The organism is Pseudomonas sp. LBUM1647, from assembly GCF_059716175.1.
Window position 1 is genome coordinate 2,491,972 of sequence record NZ_CP166809.1, and the last position, 19,684, is coordinate 2,511,655.

Consider the following 19,684-nt stretch of genomic DNA (forward strand, 5'->3'; position numbering starts at 1 on the left):
CCTTGTGAGTCTAGAGCATGGATAACTGCAAACACATACCACTCAGAACCATTGAAGCCACACCCAGCCTGCCGAACCTTGATCGGGTGTGCGACATGGATGAAGGACGCTTGTCCGGCAAGGTGTTCTGGGACCAGGCCATCTACGAGCAAGAACTCGAGAAGATTTTCGCGCGTTGCTGGCTGTTCGTAGCCCATGAATCCCAATTGCCCAAGTCTGGTGACTATCTCGCCACCAGCATGGGCGAGGACGAGGTTCTGGTGGTACGTCAGAAGGACGCATCACTGAAGGTGTTCCTCAATGCCTGCCCACACCGTGGCAACAAGATATGTTTCGCCGAGGCGGGCAATGCACGGGGCTTTATCTGCAACTACCACGGCTGGTCATTCGGCGCCGATGGCGGCCGGTTGCTGGGTATGCATGAATCCAAGTGCTATGAGGAAAGTAATTTCGACAAGTCCAAACATGGACTGCGCGAAGCGCGTGTTGCGACTTACAAGGGTTTGGTGTTTGCCACCTTTGCCGACGATGCACCGACACTTGAAGAGTACCTGGGGCCGATGACCTGGTACCTGGATGTCATGCTCGACATGGACGAGGGCGGCAGTGAGTTTCTCGGTGGCTGTATCCGTTCCACCATCGAATGCAACTGGAAAGTCGCGGCTGAAAACTTCGTCGGCGACATCCTCCACGGTGGCTGGACTCACGACTCCGCGGCCAAGGCCATGCTGGGCGGGCCGGTGGCCAACGTCGGCGACCTTCCTGAGTCCTACTCGGTGAACTGGAATGGCCACGGCTACGAGTTCGCCACCGATGTGGTCGGCAATGCCGCCACCCTGGGCGAGAAAGAAATCAACAAATACCTGCACGTATTGCGCCCGAAAGTGGCGGAGCGGCTGGGTGAGTTCCGCTCCAAGCTGATCGGTTCGATTTCTTCGTTCACCGTGTTTCCCAACTTCTCCTTTTTGCCGGGGCAGAACACGGTTCGCATCTGGCAACCGCGCGGGCCACACAAGATCGAGCTGTTTACCTGGGTCATCGTCAACAAAAATGCGCCGCAGGACATAAAGGACAAATGGCGCCGTGGCGCGATGATGACCTTCTCCCCAACCGGCGTGTTCGAAATGGACGATGGCGAGAACTGGGAATACTGCACCAAGACCAGTCGCGGCATGGTCACGCGCTATCAGGATCTGTACGTCGGCCTTGGCATGAATACACGCATCGAAAACAGCGAACTGCCTGGCAATGTGTTCAAGGGACAACTCAACGAATGCAACTCCCGTGCGTTTTACCAGCGCTGGAAAGACCTGTTGCAATCGCCGACCTGGGCGGACGTACCAGATCGTAACGGCAAGATGCGTTGAGGGGACCGAAAATGAATGCTTTGCCAATGGAACAACCCGTTGCATTCGAAGACACACGCGCCGTCGAGGCCTTCTTGTTGCGTGAGGCCCGCCTGCTCGACAACGAGTGCTGGGATGAGTGGCTGCAGTCGCTCAGCGAGACCATCCACTATTGGATGCCCGGTATCGAGAACCGCCGACGCGAAGACAAGTCGGGCCCCTACAGGCTGGAACACATGGCCTTCTTCGACGACGGCATGCGCGATCTGCAGCGTCGGGTGGCGCGGTTCAAACAGCCGTCGGCCTGGGCTGAAAACCCACCGACGCGCAACGTTCACCTGATCAGCAATATCGAGGTGTTTGCCGGTGAACAGGAAGGCGAGTTCATTGCGTTCTCGTGCTTCATGAACATCCGCAGCCGAGGTCTGGACGAGTCCCATCAACTGGTCGGACGCCGTGAGGATGTGCTGCGCCGCGAGGCCGACGGGCTGAAGTTATTGAAGCGCAAAATCCTGATTCCAAACGCGATGTTGTTGTGCAAGAACATCAACACTTTCCTCTGAGGACACGCACATGGGTTGGCTCGAAGGACAAGCAGCATTGGTCACTGGCGGTACCGGCGGCATCGGTAGCGCCATCGTTCGGCGCTATGTGAACGAAGGTGCACGGGTGTGCGTCATGGCGCGTGACGACGAACAGCTGAGCGCACTGCGCAGCGAACTGGGCGACGCCATCATCACGGTGCAGGGCGATGTCTCGAAATATGAAGACAATCAACGCGCGGTGGCGGCCACACTGAATGCGTTCGGCAAGCTCGACACGTTTGTCGGCAACGCGGCGGTATTTGACTACTTCACACGTCTGGACCGCATTGCCCCTGAAGATTTTGAAAGCGCGTTTCAGCGTTTGTTCGCCATCAATGTTCAAGGCTACATGCTGGGCGCACGATGCAGTACTGATGCCTTGCGCGCCAGTCGCGGCAGCATGATCTTCACCCTCTCCAACAGTGCTTTCTACGCCGGCGGTGGAGGCATTCTCTATGTGACCGCCAAACATGCGCTGGTCGGCATGATCCGTCAGCTGGCCTACGAACTGGCACCGGATATCCGCGTGAATGGCGTAGCGCCCGGGGCGACCAATACGCCTATGAAGAGTCTCGATGGGCTCAATGCGCGAAGTGTTCCGCTCAACCAGATCCCGGGTTTCGAGCAAGGCGCTGCGCAGGCGGTGCCGCTTCAGCGCATCGCTGAACCAGAGGATCACACGGGCCACTATGTGCTGTTGGCCTCCCGTGAAAACTCGGGGTTGACCACCGCCAACATCATTCACAGCGACGGTGGCTGGGAAGTCCGCAGCCCGGGCGCAGCCAGTCACAGAAAGGTCTGAAGCCAGACCTGCACGTGTACCCATAACAAGAGAAATGACCGATGAGCGTCTACAGCCGTTCCTTGAGTGCACCCCAACAGAAGTTGCTGGAACTGTTCGCTGGTTTACCGATGCCAATCCTGGCCGCTCCGATGTTCCTGGTTTCCGGGCCGCAGCTGCTCAATGCCTGCTGTCAGGCGGGCATTGTCGGCAGCATGCCGGCGCCCAATGCGCGCACCGTCGAGCAACTGCAGCAGTGGCTGGCGCAGATCGTTGCCGAGCGTAAAGCCGCGCAAATCCGGGGCCAGGTCTGGGCTCCCTGGATGCTGAACATGATCGTGCACAGTACCTATGATCGGTTCGAGGCCGAGTTGGAACTGGTCAAGCGCTACCAGCCGCAAATCGTTTCCACGGCCTTGGGCAGCCCCAAGCGTGTGATGGAAACTGTCCATGGTTATGGCGGTGTAGTGATCGCTGACGTCATCACCCCGAAATTGGCACGCAAGGCGGTCGAAGCTGGTGTCGATGGCCTGGTGTTGGTCTGTAACGGTGCCGGCGGCCACACCGGCAGCTACAACCCTTTTGCCTTCGTCGCTGAAGTCCGCGAGTTCTGGGACGGGCCGCTAGGTCTGGCCGGTGCTGTTTCGAATGGGCGCGACATCCATGCGGCGCAAGTCCTGGGTTGCGACTTCGCCCTGGTGGGCACCCGTTTGGTTGCGGCCCACGAGAGCCTGGTCGAAGACGCCTACCGGGACATGCTGGTGGACTGCTCCATGGATGATGTGGCGACCACCAAGGCCGTCAGTGGCGTACTCGCCACTTGGATGAAACCTTCCCTGGAAAAGGCTGGCATTGATCCTGGCACCGAGAACAACACGCGTATCGATTTTTCCGGTGACATTGCCTCTGCCAACAAGGCCTGGAAACACGTGTGGTCGGCTGGTCAGGGAGTAGGGCAGATCAAGCGCAGCTACAGCGTCGCCGAGTTGGTCGATGAGCTGCATCAGGGTTACCTGGCAAGTCAGCAACGCTCGCATTGAGCGTTCACCACCATCTGTTGAGGAGTTATTCCGTGAGCCACGATTCCATCCAGGCTGCCGCCTCGGTTCTGGCGCAAGCGCGCATGACACGAACCCCGTGCGGTCGTATCTCCGAGCGCTTCCAGATTTCCACTCTGGCTGACGCTTATGCCGTACAGGAACTCAATACCCAGGCCGCGCTGGCCGCCGGTCGCCGTCTCAGCGGGCGTAAAATCGGTTTGACCTCGCTGGCCGTGCAAGAGCAGTTGGGCGTCGATCAGCCAGACTTCGGCATGTTGTTTGCCGATATGGAATACGGCGATGGTGAGGCCATTGACAGCTCCCGCCTGATTCAGCCCAAGGCCGAGGGTGAAATCGCTTTCGTGTTGGGGCGTGACTTGCCCAACGCCGACACCACATTGGGCGAGCTGATGAGCGCGGTGGAGTATCTGGTACCGGCGCTGGAAATTGTCGATTCGGCGATCGAGAACTGGAAAATCACCCTGGTCGATACGGTCGCCGACAATGCTTCCTCGGGACTCTACGTCCTGGGCAAGAGCCCCTTGCGCCTGGCCAATCTGGACCTTGCGCTGGAAGGCATGCTGCTGGAAAAAAATGGTGCTCAGGCCTCGATCGGTGTGGGCGCAGCCTGCCTCGGCAACCCGCTGGACGCCTGCCTGTGGCTGGCGCGGACCATGGCCGAATTTGGGCGGCCATTGCGCGAAGGCGACGTGCTGTTATCCGGAGCCTTGGGCCCCATGGTGCCCGTGACCACCGGTGACAGCCTGCGCTTGAAACTGACCCGGCTGGGTGAAGTGAGCTGCCGATTCGTATGAAGTGAAGGTCGCTGATCGTTTGGCGTCATGCGAAAGGGTGCCGGGTTGATAAACCGGCACCGTAACAACAAAAATAATGATGATGAGACAGCAGACCTGTCTGTTGATCTCGTGAGGGCGTGCCGTGTACGACTTTTTCGACGATCCTGCCAAGTTGGCACCTGCTCACGTGACTGTCGAGCCAGGTGAGGCGGGTAGTTTCATACTGCGATCCGCTGAACAACTGCAACCCTATGCCCGTTGTATCGGCGAGTGGCTGGAGCAATGGGCGCGCGAGGCTCCACTGCGCCCTTATTTGGCCGAGCGTCGCAATGGCGTCTGGTTCACCTTGAACTACAGCGAGGTTCGCCAACGCGTCGGCGCCCTGGCCCAAGGTTTACTGGAACTCGACACGGTGCCCGGCCGACCAGTGCTGGTGTTGTCAGAGAACGACATCGACCAGGCATTGATTACGCTGGCGGCCATGCATGTCGGGATTGCGGTGGCCACTGTTTCGGTCGCTTATTCGCGTAATACGCAGAGCGGTTGCAGCAAGCTCAAGTCTATCGTGGCGCAGCTGCAACCGGCGTTGATCTTCATCAACGATGGCGACACTTATCGCCGCACCATCGAATTGATTCAACCGGACTGTCCCGTCGTGGTTGCGCGCAACGCCCAGGCAGTTCCTGGCGCGCTACCGCTGCCCATGCTTTACCGGGTCGAAAGTGCGCAGGTCATGGAGGCCTTTGAGCGTCTCGATGGCGGTGTCCCCGCCCGCTATATGTTGACCTCCGGCTCCACGGGCACGCCCAAGGTGGTGATCAATACCCATCGCATGCTGTGCGCCAACCAGCAAGCGATTGCCCAGTGCTGGCGCTTCCTCGAAGGCAGTGAAATGGTCGTGGTGGATTGGCTGCCGTGGAGTCATACCTTCGCCGCGAACCATAACTTCAATATGGTGCTACGCAATGGCGGCACGCTCTATATCGATGATGGTTTGCCGGTGAACGGGCGCATCGAGCGGACGGTGGAAAATATCAAATCCGTCCAGCCAACGGTGTTCTTCAACGTCCCACGTGGCTATGAAGCGCTACTGCCTTACCTGGAGCGTGACGAGGAGTTGGCGCATGCACTTTTCGGTCGCCTGGACATGCTGTTCTATGCCGCTGCGGCTTTGCCACAGAACACGTGGGACCGGTTGATGGCCTGTGCGGAAAAGGTGCGGGACAAGCCCCTGTTCTTTACCAGCGAATGGGGCGCGACCGAGACCTCTCCAGTGCTCACCAATGTTCATTACCATTTGGACAAGCCAGGCAACATCGGCCTGCCAGTACCTGGCGTAGAGATCAAGTTCGTGCCCAGCGGCGACAAGCTGGAAATGCGTGTACGCGGACCCTCAGTGTTTCAGCAGTATCTCAATGACCCGCAAGGCAGCCTTGAGGCGTTCGATGAACAGGGCTTCTATCAGATTGGCGATGCCGGTCGACTGCTCGATCCCGAGCGCCCGGAGAAGGGCATCGTGTTTGACGGGCGGGTCACCGAAGACTTCAAGTTGACCACGGGCACGTGGGTTTCCGTCGGCACGTTGCGCCCACGGCTGGTGAGTGCCTTGGCACCTTACGCTTCTGACTGTGTGATTTGCGGTCACGATCAAGACCTTATTGGCGCATTGATCTATCCGACGCCGGCGTTGCGCGCCTTGGCCGGAGCCCCCGGCAAGCGCATGACCGCTGAGCAACTGGCTCTGGAACCTGCCGTTCGCAGGGCCCTGAGTGCGGGCTTGCAAACACTGGCCCAGCAGTTTCCTGCGTCCTCGCAGCATGCCGTGCGCATGGTCATCCTCGACTCACCGCCGAGCCTCGATGATGGGGAGATTACTGACAAAGGTTACATCAACCAACGCGCTGCACTTGGCCTGCGTGCTGATGCGGTCAAGCGTCTGTATGCCGAGACGTTGGACCCGGCCGTGATCCTTCTCGACGAAGCTTATGGAGAAAGAAAATGAGTTCCAGAAAAATGAAAGTCGCCATCATCGGTTCCGGCAACATCGGCACCGACCTGATGATCAAGATTCTACGTAACGCCAGGTACCTGGAAATGGCGGTCATGGTCGGCATCGACCCGGCTTCCGACGGCCTGGCCCGCGCTCAGCGCATGGGCGTGGCCGTGACCCATGAAGGCGTTGAAGGCCTGACCCGCCTGGACGTGTTCAAGGACATCGACTTCGTCTTCGATGCCACCTCGGCCGGTGCCCACGTCAAGAACGATGCGTTCCTGCGCTCGATCAAACCGGACATCCGCCTGATTGACCTGACCCCGGCAGCCATCGGCCCGTACTGCGTGCCGGTGGTCAATCTGGAGCAGAACCTCGCTCAGCTCAACGTCAACATGGTCACCTGCGGTGGCCAGGCAACCATCCCGATGGTCGCGGCGGTGTCGCGCGTCGCCAAGGTGCACTACGCCGAAATCGTCGCCTCGATTGCCAGCAAATCGGCCGGCCCCGGCACTCGCGCCAACATTGACGAATTCACCGAAACCACCTCCAAGGCCATCGAAGTGATAGGCGGCGCGGCCAAGGGCAAGGCGATCATCGTGATGAACCCGGCCGAGCCCCCGCTGATGATGCGCGACACGGTGTTTGTGTTGTCCGAGGCAGCCGATCAGGCTGAGGTCGAGGCGTCCATTCTCGAGATGGCCGTTGCCGTACAGGCCTATGTGCCAGGTTATCGCCTGAAACAACACGTGCAGTTCGACGTCATTCCCGAAGAGGCACCGTTGCACATTTCGGGCCTGGGCACGTTCTCCGGGCTGAAGACCTCGGTGTTCCTCGAGGTTGAAGGCGCCGCCCATTACCTGCCGGCCTATGCCGGTAATCTCGACATCATGACCTCCGCTGCCTTGGCCACCGCCGAGCGCATGGCGCAGTCGATGCTGAACGCTTGAGGAAACCGACATGACTTTTAACCCCGGCAAAAAACTCTACATCTCCGACGTGACCCTGCGCGACGGCAGCCACGCGGTGCGTCACCAATATTCGCTGCAGAACGTGCAGGACATTGCTCGCGCCCTGGACAAGGCCAAGGTCGACTCGATCGAAGTCGCCCACGGTGACGGTCTGCAAGGGTCGAGCTTCAACTATGGCTTTGCCGCGCACACCGATCTGGAATGGATCGAAGCGGCGGCCGATGTCATCAGCCACGCCAAGATCACTACCCTGTTGTTGCCTGGCATCGGCACGGTGCATGACCTCAAAGCCGCCTACAACGCCGGAGCCCGGGTGGTGCGCATCGCCACTCATTGCACCGAAGCGGACGTGTCGAAACAGCACATCGAATACGCCCGCGAGCTGGGCATGGACACGGTCGGTTTCCTGATGATGAGCCACATGATTCCGGCCGAACAGTTGGCGGCGCAGGCCAAATTGATGGAGAGCTACGGCGCGACGTGCGTGTACATGGCCGACTCCGGTGGCGCGATGAACATGCAGGACATTCGCGACCGCTTCCGTGCGTTCAAGGCTGTGCTCAAGCCGGAAACCGAAACCGGCATGCATGCTCACCACAACCTGTCGCTCGGCGTGGCGAACTCGATCACCGCCGTCGAGGAAGGTTGTGACCGCATCGACGCCAGCCTCGCGGGCATGGGCGCCGGTGCCGGTAACGCACCACTGGAAGTGTTCATTGCCGCCGCCGAGCGTCTGGGCTGGAACCACGGTACCGACCTTTACACGCTGATGGACGCCGCCGACGACATCGTTCGTCCGTTGCAAGACCGTCCGGTACGGGTGGATCGCGAAACCCTGGCGCTGGGTTATGCCGGCGTTTATTCGAGCTTCCTGCGCCACGCCGAAATCGCCGCCGCGAAGTACGGCCTCAAAACCCTCGACATCCTCGTCGAACTGGGCAAACGCCGGATGGTCGGCGGTCAGGAAGACATGATCGTCGATGTCGCGCTCGACCTGCTGACGGCCCGGCGCCGTTAATTTTTCATCACACAGTGAATGAGCAAATGCCATGACCTATCACGTAGATATTCAACCAGCTGGGCAACAATTCGATCTGGATGCGGGCAAGACCATCCTGGATGGTGCGTTGGCGGACGGGCTGATGCTAAAGCACAGCTGCCGTGAAGGGACGTGTGGCAGTTGCAAGGGCAGGGTGGTGAGCGGCAGTGTCGATCATGCCAACAGTCCGCTGGAGGTTCTGAGCGAAGAGGAACGTGCTGCCGGACTCGCTTTGTTCTGCTGTGCCAAAGCGACCTCGGACCTGGTCATTGATGCCCCGGAAGTGACCGAACTTCGCGGTATTTCGATTCAGCAGACGGCCGCCCGCGTGGCCAGCATCGAAAAGGTCGCCGACGATGTCATCGTCGTTCGACTGATGTTGCCGCCTACGGTCACGTTCAACTATTACCCCGGCCAATATGCGCAAGTATTGCTCAAGGACGGCAGTCGTCGCAGTTATTCAATGGCTACACATTCGACAGTGGACAATCAACTTGAGTGGCATATCCGTCATATGCCAGGGGGCAGTTTTAGCGGGCATGTATTCAATGCGTTGAAGCCGCGCGAACTGCTTCGTCTGGAAGGTCCTTACGGTTCTTTCTATCTGCGTGAGAACGATCAACCGATGATCTTTCTCGCCAGTGGTACCGGTTTTGCGCCGATCAAGGCGTTGCTTGAGCAACTGCGTGAACAGGGAAATAACACACGTCCGGTTTATCTCTATTGGGGAGGACGGCAGCGCAAGGATCTCTACCATCACGAGCAGTTGCTCGAGTGGCAGGCCGAATTACCCTGGTTGAATTACATCCCGGTGCTCTCGGAACCGAACGATGCCTGTCAGTGGCAAGGCGCTTGCGGATTTGTACACCAGCAGGTCCTGTCCGACTTTGCTTCGTTGAAGCGCTTTGAAGTGTATGCCTGTGGGGCACCGATCGTTGTGGATTCCGCCCGTCGAGACTTTATCGGGCAGCGAGAGTTGCTGGAAACCAATTTCTACGCTGATGCATTCGTATAACCGCAACAACGTTAACTAACGGATTAGAACGAGCAACACCCGAACTTTATTGGGCACGCCTGCGTGGTCGCTCAACAGGTTCGGGGGCAGGGACACGCCAGCAGTAAGGACCCGTTCAATACTAATAAAAATAGAGAAAACCATGAAAGCTCAAGTTCGCGTTCCCTCGAGTATCGCTGTTTGTTTTGTTCTCTCCGTTCTTGCTGGGCAAGTAAGGGCAGCCGGTTTTGTCGAAGACAGTAAAGCCAGTCTGACGATGCGCAATTACTACTTCGATCGCGACTACAAAGGCACGTCCGCGCAATCGGCAGCCCGCGAGTGGGCCCAGGGCTTTATTCTCAAATACAGTTCGGGCTTCACCCCGGGGCCTGTGGGTTTCGGTATCGATGCCATGGGGCTGTTGGGTGTCAAGCTCGATTCATCGCCGGATCGTACGGGCACAGGTTTGCTGCCGTACGACGTGCCCAGCCGAGAGCCACGCGACGATTATTCGGAGCTCGGACTGACCGGAAAAATGAAAATATCGAAGACGGAACTGCAAGCCGGGACCATCAGTACGTTCCTGCCGATCGCCTTCGCCAGCCCCACACGCTTGTTGCCGCAGACCTTTCGTGGTGCCTATTTGCGTTCGCAGGATCTGGACAACCTGACGTTGAGTGTCGGCTGGTTGGACCGCATCAACCTGCGCGATTCCACCAGTTACCAAAAAATGACCGTCGCATCGCCCAACGGCCGTTTCAACCCCACCGCAGAATCGGACCGGTTCGTCTTTCTGGGCGGTGATTACAAATGGTCCGATAGCCTGACCCTGAAGTACTACCACGCTGTGCTGGACGAAATGTATCGCAAGGACTACTTCGGCTTCGAGCAGATACAGCCTATCGGTCCCGGGAAGCTGAAGACGGATGTGCGCTATTTCATCACAGGGGAAGACGGCGCGGCCAAGGCTGGGCATGTCGACAACCGCAATCTGGGGATGATGTTCACTTATTCGGTGGGCGCCCACAGCCTGGGGGCCGGTTATATGCAGCTCAACGGCGCTACCGCCATGCCTTATCTGACCGGGACCGAACCCCTGGTAGTGTCCGAAGGGTCGCTCAGTTCCGAGTTCCTCAACCCCAAGGAGCGCAGTTGGCAAGTGCGCTACGACTACGATTTTGCGGGCGTCGCAGTGCCGGGCCTCAAAGGCATGGTGCGCTACCTGGAAGGCAGCAATATCCAACTGCCGACGGCTTTGGGTGGCGATGGCCTCAGTGAAAGCGAAAAAGATGTCGAACTGTCCTATGTCGTGCAGTCGGGCACTTTCAAAGGGGTCAGCGTACGTCTGCGTCATGCCTGGTATCGCAACGATTTCGCCCCGGCGGCTTCCTTCCGCGATGACAACGAGACACGGGTGAACATCGACTACACCTTGGCGCTCTGGTAGTCCAGGCAGCGACTGGCCGAACGGGCGCCATCAAGCGCCTGGCCGCTCCCAACCACCACAACAAGAACAACAACATTGGATTACTGATCATGCAGCAGCGTGTATACGACGTTCCGACACATCGAAATCGAATGGTCGCGGCGCCTCTCCCTAGCCGTCCTTCCGGTTATTGCACCTACAGCGCTCCGCACTCCGAAGCCACATCCGTCCTGCTCGCATTCCACTGAGGATCACTCATGGACTTTTCAATACTGGCATTTCTTACCCAGGACGGGCTGACCACAGGCGCCATTTATGCATTGGTGGCTCTGGCACTGGTTCTGGTGTTTTCGGTTACTCGGACGATCCTGGTGTTCCAGGGCGAGTTCGTGACCTTCAGCGCCCTGACACTAGCCACGCTCCAGTCCGGCCTTTTACCAGGCACGTTGTGGTTGTTGATCGGTTGCTCAATCGCGGCATGCCTGCTCGACAGTGCAATCGCATTGAAACACCGACAGCCATGGCAATTGCCACGAATCGCGCTCAGCTACCTGGCACTGCCACTTGCATTGCTTGTAATACTCAGCACTTTTGACCTGCAAAGCCTTCCAGGACTGATAAAAATCATTGTTGCACTGGCGATCGTTACACCGTTGGGTCCACTGCTATACCGGCTGGTCTATCAGCGCGTTGCCCAAAGTTCGGTATTAGTGCTACTGATCATTTCGGTCGCTGTGCACATCGTGCTGATCGGGGCCGCCCTGTGGATGTTCGGTGCTGAAGGTGTACGAACTGAGGCCTACAGTGATGCCGGTCTGATGCTCGGTGAACTCTCGATCAGCCTGCAAAGTCTGCTGGTGGTTGGTTGTGCGTTGCTGTTGATCGGCCTGCTTTACGTTTTCTTTGGCCACAGTTTGTATGGCAAAGCCCTGCGAGCCACTGCATTCAATCGCACTGGCGCGCAACTGGTGGGCATTCCCACTCAACTCGCCGGCAAAAGCGCTTTTGCGCTGGCAGCCTTCATTGGGGCAATTTCCGGAATCCTCATCGGCCCACTGACAACCTTGTATTACGACTCCGGTTTCCTCATCAGCCTCAAGGGCTTCGTTGCCGCAATCATTGGCGGTCTGATCAGCTATCCATTGGCCGCCGCAGGTGCCTTCCTGGTAGGCCTGCTAGAAAGTTTCGCGACCTTCGGGGCATCGGCTTACAAGGAGGTCATCGTTTTTACACTGGTCATACCCGTGTTGCACTGGCTCTCGCTGAAACACCCCAACATTGAGGAGCAACACTAATGGCCCGTCGTCTCATACCGCTGTTTCTTCTGCTCTTGGCGGCCTGTATCGCCCCTCAGATATTGCCGTCCTTTTACGTCAGCCTGTTTAACTACATCGGCTTGTACAGCCTGGTTGCGTTGGGCCTGGTGTTATTGACGGGGGTCTGCGGCCTGACGTCGTTCGGCCAGGCAGCCTTCGTCGGCATCGGGGCTTATGCCACCGCAGTACTCAGTACCACACTGGGGTTATCACCCTGGCTAGGGCTTCTGGCCGGCTTGAGTATGACCCTTGTTGTTGCCTTGGTACTCGGCCTGCTGACCTTGCGCCTGGCGGGTCACTACTTGCCCATTGGCACCCTGGCTTGGGGGTTGGCGATCTATTACCTGTTTGGCAATTTGCCGGGGCTGGGAGGTTTTGGCGGCATTCAAGACCTGCCAACCATCGCTTTGTGTGGCTGGCGGATCGACAGCGCAGCGGATTTCAGCCTTCTGATCGGAGTCTTGCTGATCGCCTGCATCTGGCTGCTCGACAATCTTCTGCACAGTCGTCAGGGGCGCGCCATCCGCAGTCTCAAGGAAGCTGGCGGCATGGCCGAGGCGATGGGGGTGGACACGGCACGCAGCAAATTGATCGCATTCGTGCTGGCAGCCCTGCTTGCTTCGCTATCCGGCTGGCTCTATGCGCACATGCAACGAGTGGTCAACCCCACACCTTTTTCGGTGAACATGGGTATCGAATACCTGTTCATGATCGTCCTGGGTGGCACGGCGAGCTTATGGGGAGCGCTGGTTGGCGCGGCGCTTGTGACTTTGATCAAGCAGGTGCTGCAAGACGTGTTGCCGATGTTGTTCGGGCATGCCGACAACTTCGACATGATTTTCTTTGGTCTGCTGGTGATTCTTGTACTGCAGTATGCCCGAGGAGGTTTGATGCCACTTTTGCGCAATCGCCTGCCGACACTTCGCGCTTCCATCCTGCCCCTCGCCGATGCAACTGCATTGCCGCGGCGCCAGCCACCCACGAATGGCTCCCCGCTGCTGATAGCTGAAGGCCTGGTGAAGCGTTTCGGCGGGCTTGTCGCAAATAATGATATGAGCCTATCGGTCAAATCAGGCGAAATCACAGCGCTGATCGGCCCGAACGGCGCGGGCAAGTCCACATTGTTCAACCTGTTGTCCGGGGTATTACCTCCCACTGCCGGACAGATCCTGTTTCTGGGCCAGCGCATCGACGGCCTCCCGCCACGCAAAATCGCCAGGCTGGGCGTGAGCCGCACCTTCCAGCACGTGCGGCTACTACCGGAAATGAGTGTTCTGGAGAATGTCGCTCTTGGCGCCCATAGCCGGGCAAATGCAGGGCTCCTGCGTTCACTGCTGCACGCAGAGCGCGAGGAAGAAAAACGCATTCTGGCCGAAGCAACGCGACAAATCGAACGCGTGGGACTCGGTCAATTCATCCACACCCCTGCTGGCAGCCTCGCGCTGGGACAGCAGCGCATTGTCGAGATCGCTCGTGCCCTGTGCAGCGATCCCTTGCTGTTGCTCCTCGACGAACCCGCGGCGGGTCTGCGATATGGCGAAAAACAAGCGTTGGCCGGTCTGCTCGAGCAATTGCGCAGCGAAGGCCTAGGCGTGCTGTTGGTGGAGCATGACATGGACTTCGTCATGCGCCTGGCTGACCACGTCGTTGTGATGGAGTTCGGCCAGCGTCTTGCTGCCGGGACCCCCGATGAAATACAGGACAACCCGGCGGTGCTGGCCGCTTATCTCGGAGGGGTGGAATGAGCCATCTACTGCAAGTACGTAATCTATCGGTCAGTCATGGCAAGGTCGAAGCCGTGCGCAAGCTCGACCTGCATGTCGAGGAAGGCCAGATCGTCAGCCTGATCGGCCCGAATGGAGCGGGTAAAACCACCTTGATGGCAGCCCTCATGGGTTTGCTGCCCGCTACCGGCGAAGTGCGCTACTTGGGCCAACCGCTGTTGGCCCACAAGGGCGTTGCGCAACGTGTTGGCATGGGCATGGCGCTGGTGCCGGAAAGCCGCGAACTGTTCGGCCCGATGAGCGTGGAGGACAACCTGCGGCTGGGCGCATTCAGTCGCCACCGTCGCGGTCTGCGGGATCACGACCAGGGACTGGATGAGGTGTTCGGTTTGTTTGCGCGACTGTATGAGCGTCGCCAGCAGGCAGCCTGCACCCTCTCCGGCGGCGAGCGGCAGATGCTTGCCATTGGACGCGCGTTGATGGGCAAACCCCGATTGCTGATGCTCGACGAACCCAGCCTGGGTCTTGCTCCCAGGGTGATCAACGAGACGTTCTCGATTATCCAGAACCTGCGACGCAGCGGCGTTTCGATCCTCTTGGTGGAGCAAAACGCAAGAGCCGCGCTCAAGATTTCGGACTACGGGTATGTCATGGAACTGGGGGAACTGGTTCTGGAAGGTCGAGCTGAAGACCTGGCGCAGAATCCCAAAGTCATCGAGACCTACCTGGGCCGTAAACCCACTGCATTCGGCCCCCCAAAAACCGAGGCGGTCGATGCTTGATAAAAGCAAAAACCTGCTGATCAAAGTCCCCCGCACATAGAACAACAACAAAACCACCTGGAGCTTCCATGAAACGCCACATCGCCTTGTGTTTAGCTGCATTGATGACAACAGTAGCGCATGCCGACATCTCTATCGGCATCATCCTTTCGACAACCGGGCCCGGTGCCTCTCTGGGCATTCCAGAACGTAATACCGTGCAACTACTGCCCAAACAGATCGCCGGTCAAACCGTTAATTACATCGTCCTTGACGACGGTAGCGACAGTACCGCGGCCACCAAAAACGCTCGCAAACTGGTGAGTGAACATGCTGTTGATCTGCTGATCGGCTCCACCACGGTGCCAACCTCCTCGGCAGTCGCCCAAGTCGCCAAGGAAAGCAGCACAGCGCAGATCGCCCTTGCTCCTTACGTCCCGCCAAACAACGAAAATCGCTGGATCTTCACGATCGCTCAAACCAATACCCTCATGGCCAAGGCGCTCATCGAGCACATGCAGCACAACGGCGTAAAAACACTGGGCTACATCGGCTTCAACGACGTCTGGGGTGAGGACTGGTTCAAGGCCCTCGGCGAACTGGCTCCCGCAGCCGGCATTACACTGGTGCGCGATGAGCGCTTCAACCGCACCGATTCCTCTGTCAGTGGCCAGGCATTGAAAGTAGTCGGCTCACGACCTGACGCAGTGCTGATCGGCGCTGCCGGAGCTCCCGCTGCGCTCCCCCATACCGAACTGCGCAGGCTCGGCTACAAGGGTGCGATTTACCACACTCATGGCGCGGCCAATAGCGCCTTTCTGCGGATCGGCGGCAAAGCCCTCGACGGGGCCATCCTGCCCGTCGGTCCGGTAGTGGTCTGGGACAAGCTACCCGACAACCATCCCTCCAAGGCAATCGCGAGCCAATACGCCCAAAGCTATGAAGCGCAGTTCGGCCCCCACAGTCTCTCGCCTTTTGGCGCTTATCTATATGACGCCATGCGCCTGGTGGAAGCCGCAGTACCTGGTGCACTGCAAGCCGCCCAGCCCGGAAGCCCCGAGTTCCGCCAAAGCTTGCGTGATCAGCTGGAAAAAACCGACAACGTCGTCGGTACCCATGGGGTTTACAACTTAAGCCCAACTGACCACTTCGGGCACGACCAACGCGCCCGAGCGCTTGTCAGCGTGCAAAACCAGCAATGGGTTCTGCTTAACGGTCCTAAATAAAGATAATTGTCTAGTCCTGAAATAGGTATGCACCTGTTTCACCACAATGCCCGATGCACTGCATCGGGCATTTTTTTCTGGGCGCTAGGCATGGTGGTGGTGGCCACATTGGTAATGCGCTACCAGACCACGGACGACCGGCAAGGCGGTGATCGTGTCGAAGACAATAAGGTAGGGCATAGCGATCGCCCCCTATGTGAAATTTGCGCTCGCAGGATCTGGACAACTTGATGTTGAGTGTCGGCTGGTTGGACCGCATCAGCGCGGTTCCACCAACTATCAAAAAGCCCGTTGCATCGCCCAATGGCCGTTGCAACCCCAAGGCCGAATCAGACCAGTCTGTCTTTCTGGGTGGTGATTACAAATGGTCCGATAGCTTGACACTGAAGTACTACCACGCGTAGCTGGACGAAATGGTTCCGAGTTCATCAACTGGCCGTATGAACGCCATAGCGCTCATGTTCGATTTCTCTGAAATAGCCCGTTTTGAATGTCCGCTGGTGGCCGATAGCTGCCTGTCGATTGATCCGTATGCGTCCGACCAAGTCATCTACCCAGTCTCGCAAAGCCAAGACATGCCGCTGCGCGCCCCAGCGGGAGCAAGCTCCCTCGCCACAGGTGTGAAGTTCACCTGAATATCCTTAACTGACTGGCATTGGGGCAAGCCCGGCTCCCACAGGTCTCGCGCCGGACTTGTCGGGGCGCATTACCTCCCAGTACTAAAGGAGGTGCCAATGAAAGCCAAAGGACCATTCCAGTCTGGCGTCATAGGTTCATGCTCAATCCCATGATTAAAAGATACCGGCTGCGATGGCCCATCCACCTCTGCATCTTAAAACACTGTTCGCCTGAACACTTGATGCAGCATGTCTCCCGCTGAACTTCGTCAATGATGACAATCAGCCCCGCCTCACAGCCTGCGATATGAGTAGAAGACCTCACCTGATTTCCGGGTTTCCAGAATAAAAGAGGATTTATCATGAGCAGCACCTTCTTCATTCCATCCGTGAACATGATGGGCATTGGCAGTCTCGACGAAGCGATGCTCGCCATCCGCAAATATGGTTTCCGTAAAGCCTTGATCGTCACTGATGCAGGCCTGGCCAAAGCCGGCGTGGCCGCCAAGGTAGCCAGCCTTCTGGCCCAGCAGGACATCAACTCCACCCTGTTTGATGGCGCCAAGCCGAATCCGACGGTCAGCAATGTCGAGAAAGGCCTCGAGCTGCTTGGCCGTAGCGACTGTGATTTCATTATTTCCCTGGGCGGCGGTTCACCCCATGACTGCGCCAAGGGCATTGCCCTGTGCGCCGCCAATGGCGGGCACATCAGTGATTACGAAGGCGTGGATCAATCCGCCAAGCCACAGATGCCGTTGATCGCGATCAATACCACCGCTGGCACGGCGAGTGAAATGACCCGTTTCTGCATCATTACCGACGAAGTCCGGCACGTGAAAATGGCCATCGTCGACCGTAACGTCACCCCACTGTTGTCGGTCAACGATCCTTCGCTGATGGCAGGCATGCCCAAAGGCCTGACCGCCGCCACCGGCATGGACGCGCTGACCCACGCTATCGAAGCCTACGTGTCGACTGCGGCAACGCCGATCACCGATGCCTGTGCACTCAAGGCTGTGGAATTGATCTCGGCCAACCTGCGCACTGCCGTTGCCCAGGGTGACGACATGACCGCCCGGGAAAATATGGCCTACGCGCAATTTCTTGCCGGCATGGCCTTCAACAATGCTTCGCTGGGCTATGTCCACGCCATGGCGCACCAACTGGGTGGGTTCTACGACCTGCCCCACGGCGTCTGCAATGCGATCCTGCTGCCCCATGTCGCCAGCTTCAACGCCAGCGTATGCCCGGCCCGATTTAAAGACATCGCCAACGCAATGGGTGTCGACACCCAGCATCTGGATGCGGAAAAAGGCGCCGCCGCGGCCATCACCGCCATCCGTAAACTGTCTTCGGATGTCGGTATTCCGAGCGGCCTCGCCGAACTGGGCGCCAAGGCCGACCATATCCCGATCCTGGCAACCAATGCCATGAAGGATGCCTGCGGCTTTACCAATCCGCGTCCTGCCAATCAGGACGAGATCGAGCAGATTTTCCATACCGCGATGTAACCGATGTGAAGTGACGCCAGCCAGATCAAAAGCCCCGCCTTCGGTTGAAGTGCGGGGCTTTTTTTGGATTCTTCACGGGTTACTCGAGCCTGTATCTCTTAAATGCGGGGATTCGCAGGAAACAGAGGTCTGTCGCTTCCTGCGATTATCTTGGGGGCGCCTGGTTCGGGACTACGCTAAAACCATGCGGATCGTCGATCAATTGTGTCCCACTGTTTGCGCTGCGTCCGTCCCTGGAGCGCCCAATGCCGTCCATCATCACGCGCCTGGTGGCGCTGTTTGTTCTTTGCCTGACTCTTGAAGTGCCAGCCCAGACCAACGCCTGCCCACCTGGCGAGAAACAAGTGTGCCTGGACGGCTGCATCTGCCTGCCAGACCTGGTGCCTGATGGCATCTACCAGATCGCGGCACCGGCCCTGGCGCTGTGGCTGACCCAAGCCCGCGCTGAAGCAGCCAGTGCCGGCATCCAACCCATTCCACCGCACATCCGGGAACAACTGCTGCGCTGGTACGACCCCAGCGTCCTCGATACCGCGCGCTATAAAGTGAGCGACAACGGCCAATTCAACGCCGCCACTGCCATGCTGCAAAACCCCGATGTCGGTGCCGTGACGCTGATCGACATCATCCTCTTCCGGGACACTCAAACCGCAGAACAGGACATCGCGCTCTGGGCTCACGAATTGAAGCATGTGCAGCAGTATCAGGAATGGGGGGTAGAAGGATTTGCCCAGCGGTATACACAGGATTTCAATGCCGTGGAGGCGCCGGCTTATGCCATACAGGCTGAGGTCAGGCGGTCGGTGCGGGAAGGGACTTACTGAAGAGTAGCGAACCCCGCTGCTCGGCCACCAACAGCAATGACTGCGGCACAGGACTTTGCGGGTGCTGCGGTTCCTGCAGGGTGGCCAGCTGAAAACCGGCCATGTCCAGCGCATTGAGCCAACTGGACAAGGAGCGGAAATACCACGGCATGGGTTGCCATTGCCCCTTGAACCCAGTGAAGGTCTCTTCCCGCCAACCATCCTGATAGTCGCCCGCGGCCGCAGTCCACGGATGCAGCGTCTGGATCACCAGCGCGCCGCCAGGGGCGAGCAGGGCGTTCATGGCGGCGAGCAGGGGGATGATGTCCTGGTGCAGCAGGGCGAAGTTGGCGCAGATCAGGTCGTAGTCGCGGCCGATGTCCACCTTTGCCTCCGCCAACTCTTCATAGCTCGCCAGATGCACCGGCGAAGAGCCCGCCGCCCGCGCCGCCTCGACCAGCGTCGCATCGCCATCCACACCGACCGCTTTGATGCCCCGTTCAGCCAGCGCGCGCAACAGCCAGCCCTCGCCGCAGCCCAGGTCGAGCACTCGCTCGGGCTGGCGGCCCAGCACCGCCAGCAGGATGGCCTGGTCGGTGACCTTGAGGCGGCTTTCGATGGCGCCAGTGCGGATGGCGTCGATCCAGGATTGGGCGTTGTGATGCCAGCTTTGCAGGAGGGTGGATTCGGGGGTGGGCATGTCGGTGACCGGAGTTGTTGGTTGGATAAAAGGATAGGACAAGTGCGGGTGGATCGAA

18 protein-coding genes are annotated in these 19,684 nt (G+C 58.6%); 17 read left to right on the forward strand and 1 reads right to left on the reverse strand.

What is annotated here, in order from left to right:
* Window positions 1-17: 17 nt before the first annotated feature.
* The 17 genes from ACA059_RS11280 (at window position 18) to ACA059_RS11360 (ending at window position 18,947) form a co-directional block, all read left to right on the forward strand.
* Complete coding sequence (locus tag ACA059_RS11280) at window positions 18-1,367, forward strand: aromatic ring-hydroxylating oxygenase subunit alpha (RefSeq protein WP_497633830.1); 1,350 nt, start codon at window positions 18-20, stop codon at window positions 1,365-1,367.
* An 11-nt stretch (window positions 1,368-1,378) separates the two neighbouring features.
* On the forward strand, window positions 1,379-1,909 hold the full coding sequence (locus ACA059_RS11285) for a 3-phenylpropionate/cinnamic acid dioxygenase subunit beta (protein ID WP_497633831.1): 531 nt from the start codon (window positions 1,379-1,381) through the stop codon (window positions 1,907-1,909).
* A 10-nt stretch (window positions 1,910-1,919) separates the two neighbouring features.
* Window positions 1,920-2,732, forward strand: a complete 813-nt coding sequence (gene hcaB, locus ACA059_RS11290) for a 3-(cis-5,6-dihydroxycyclohexa-1,3-dien-1-yl)propanoate dehydrogenase (protein WP_497441009.1) — start codon at window positions 1,920-1,922, stop codon at window positions 2,730-2,732.
* Window positions 2,733-2,773: 41 nt separating this feature from the next.
* On the forward strand, window positions 2,774-3,751 hold the full coding sequence (locus ACA059_RS11295) for an NAD(P)H-dependent flavin oxidoreductase (protein WP_497633832.1): 978 nt from the start codon (window positions 2,774-2,776) through the stop codon (window positions 3,749-3,751).
* An 83-nt stretch (window positions 3,752-3,834) separates the two neighbouring features.
* Window positions 3,835-4,566: a 2-keto-4-pentenoate hydratase gene (locus ACA059_RS11300; RefSeq protein WP_497634656.1), complete on the forward strand. Its 732-nt coding sequence runs from the start codon at window positions 3,835-3,837 to the stop codon at window positions 4,564-4,566.
* Between the two features lie 124 nt (window positions 4,567-4,690).
* Complete coding sequence (locus tag ACA059_RS11305; RefSeq protein WP_497633833.1) at window positions 4,691-6,550, forward strand: feruloyl-CoA synthase; 1,860 nt, start codon at window positions 4,691-4,693, stop codon at window positions 6,548-6,550.
* A complete protein-coding gene (locus ACA059_RS11310; protein ID WP_497633834.1) occupies window positions 6,547-7,488 on the forward strand; it encodes an acetaldehyde dehydrogenase (acetylating) in 942 nt (313 codons plus the stop codon). Before ACA059_RS11305 ends, ACA059_RS11310 begins: the two co-directional genes overlap by 4 nt.
* A gap of 10 nt (window positions 7,489-7,498) precedes the next feature.
* Complete coding sequence (gene dmpG / locus ACA059_RS11315) at window positions 7,499-8,527, forward strand: 4-hydroxy-2-oxovalerate aldolase (protein WP_497633835.1); 1,029 nt, start codon at window positions 7,499-7,501, stop codon at window positions 8,525-8,527.
* A 31-nt stretch (window positions 8,528-8,558) separates the two neighbouring features.
* On the forward strand, window positions 8,559-9,563 hold the full coding sequence (locus tag ACA059_RS11320) for a CDP-6-deoxy-delta-3,4-glucoseen reductase (RefSeq protein WP_497633836.1): 1,005 nt from the start codon (window positions 8,559-8,561) through the stop codon (window positions 9,561-9,563).
* A 142-nt stretch (window positions 9,564-9,705) separates the two neighbouring features.
* Window positions 9,706-10,989 (forward strand): OprD family porin, encoded by a 1,284-nt coding sequence (locus ACA059_RS11325; protein ID WP_497633837.1) that lies wholly within the window; start codon window positions 9,706-9,708, stop codon window positions 10,987-10,989.
* A 236-nt stretch (window positions 10,990-11,225) separates the two neighbouring features.
* Window positions 11,226-12,263 carry a branched-chain amino acid ABC transporter permease gene (locus ACA059_RS11330; protein WP_497633838.1) on the forward strand — a complete coding sequence of 346 codons (1,038 nt, stop codon included), beginning with the start codon at window positions 11,226-11,228 and terminating at the stop codon, window positions 12,261-12,263.
* Window positions 12,263-14,029 carry a branched-chain amino acid ABC transporter ATP-binding protein/permease gene (locus ACA059_RS11335; protein WP_497633839.1) on the forward strand — a complete coding sequence of 589 codons (1,767 nt, stop codon included), beginning with the start codon at window positions 12,263-12,265 and terminating at the stop codon, window positions 14,027-14,029. Before ACA059_RS11330 ends, ACA059_RS11335 begins: the two co-directional genes overlap by 1 nt.
* Window positions 14,026-14,790 carry an ABC transporter ATP-binding protein gene (locus tag ACA059_RS11340; protein ID WP_497633840.1) on the forward strand — a complete coding sequence of 255 codons (765 nt, stop codon included), beginning with the start codon at window positions 14,026-14,028 and terminating at the stop codon, window positions 14,788-14,790. The genes ACA059_RS11335 and ACA059_RS11340 overlap by 4 nt, the downstream gene beginning before the upstream one ends.
* A gap of 68 nt (window positions 14,791-14,858) precedes the next feature.
* On the forward strand, window positions 14,859-15,995 hold the full coding sequence (locus ACA059_RS11345; RefSeq protein WP_497633841.1) for an ABC transporter substrate-binding protein: 1,137 nt from the start codon (window positions 14,859-14,861) through the stop codon (window positions 15,993-15,995).
* Window positions 15,996-16,198: 203 nt separating this feature from the next.
* Window positions 16,199-16,399: an OprD family outer membrane porin gene (locus tag ACA059_RS11350; RefSeq protein WP_497633842.1), complete on the forward strand. Its 201-nt coding sequence runs from the start codon at window positions 16,199-16,201 to the stop codon at window positions 16,397-16,399.
* 575 nt (window positions 16,400-16,974) lie between these two features.
* The gene (gene yiaY / locus ACA059_RS11355) at window positions 16,975-18,123 is read left to right on the forward strand and encodes an L-threonine dehydrogenase (protein WP_497633843.1); all 1,149 of its coding nucleotides are present in this window, start codon (window positions 16,975-16,977) and stop codon (window positions 18,121-18,123) included.
* Between the two features lie 245 nt (window positions 18,124-18,368).
* Window positions 18,369-18,947 carry an eCIS core domain-containing protein gene (locus ACA059_RS11360; RefSeq protein WP_497633844.1) on the forward strand — a complete coding sequence of 193 codons (579 nt, stop codon included), beginning with the start codon at window positions 18,369-18,371 and terminating at the stop codon, window positions 18,945-18,947.
* On the opposite strand, the gene ACA059_RS11365 is transcribed toward ACA059_RS11360, so the two are convergent.
* Window positions 18,916-19,626, reverse strand: coding sequence for a class I SAM-dependent methyltransferase (locus tag ACA059_RS11365; protein ID WP_497634657.1), 711 nt, complete (start codon window positions 19,624-19,626; stop codon window positions 18,916-18,918). The two genes, ACA059_RS11360 and ACA059_RS11365, sit on opposite strands and share 32 nt — an antisense overlap.
* Window positions 19,627-19,684: the final 58 nt, after the last annotated feature.

Coding starts and splice junctions, on each gene's coding strand:
- ACA059_RS11325 (WP_497633837.1), top strand. CDS start 9,706: ATGAAAGCTCAAGTTCGCGTTCCCTCGAGTATCGCTGTTTGTTTTGTT.
- dmpG (WP_497633835.1), top strand. CDS start 7,499: ATGACTTTTAACCCCGGCAAAAAACTCTACATCTCCGACGTGACCCTG.
- ACA059_RS11280 (WP_497633830.1), top strand. CDS start 18: ATGGATAACTGCAAACACATACCACTCAGAACCATTGAAGCCACACCC.
- ACA059_RS11335 (WP_497633839.1), top strand. CDS start 12,263: ATGGCCCGTCGTCTCATACCGCTGTTTCTTCTGCTCTTGGCGGCCTGT.
- ACA059_RS11295 (WP_497633832.1), top strand. CDS start 2,774: ATGAGCGTCTACAGCCGTTCCTTGAGTGCACCCCAACAGAAGTTGCTG.
- ACA059_RS11285 (WP_497633831.1), top strand. CDS start 1,379: ATGAATGCTTTGCCAATGGAACAACCCGTTGCATTCGAAGACACACGC.
- ACA059_RS11365 (WP_497634657.1), bottom strand. CDS start 19,626: ATGCCCACCCCCGAATCCACCCTCCTGCAAAGCTGGCATCACAACGCC.
- ACA059_RS11360 (WP_497633844.1), top strand. CDS start 18,369: ATGCCGTCCATCATCACGCGCCTGGTGGCGCTGTTTGTTCTTTGCCTG.
- hcaB (WP_497441009.1), top strand. CDS start 1,920: ATGGGTTGGCTCGAAGGACAAGCAGCATTGGTCACTGGCGGTACCGGC.
- ACA059_RS11300 (WP_497634656.1), top strand. CDS start 3,835: ATGACACGAACCCCGTGCGGTCGTATCTCCGAGCGCTTCCAGATTTCC.
- ACA059_RS11310 (WP_497633834.1), top strand. CDS start 6,547: ATGAGTTCCAGAAAAATGAAAGTCGCCATCATCGGTTCCGGCAACATC.
- ACA059_RS11345 (WP_497633841.1), top strand. CDS start 14,859: ATGAAACGCCACATCGCCTTGTGTTTAGCTGCATTGATGACAACAGTA.
- ACA059_RS11340 (WP_497633840.1), top strand. CDS start 14,026: ATGAGCCATCTACTGCAAGTACGTAATCTATCGGTCAGTCATGGCAAG.
- ACA059_RS11330 (WP_497633838.1), top strand. CDS start 11,226: ATGGACTTTTCAATACTGGCATTTCTTACCCAGGACGGGCTGACCACA.
- ACA059_RS11320 (WP_497633836.1), top strand. CDS start 8,559: ATGACCTATCACGTAGATATTCAACCAGCTGGGCAACAATTCGATCTG.
- yiaY (WP_497633843.1), top strand. CDS start 16,975: ATGAGCAGCACCTTCTTCATTCCATCCGTGAACATGATGGGCATTGGC.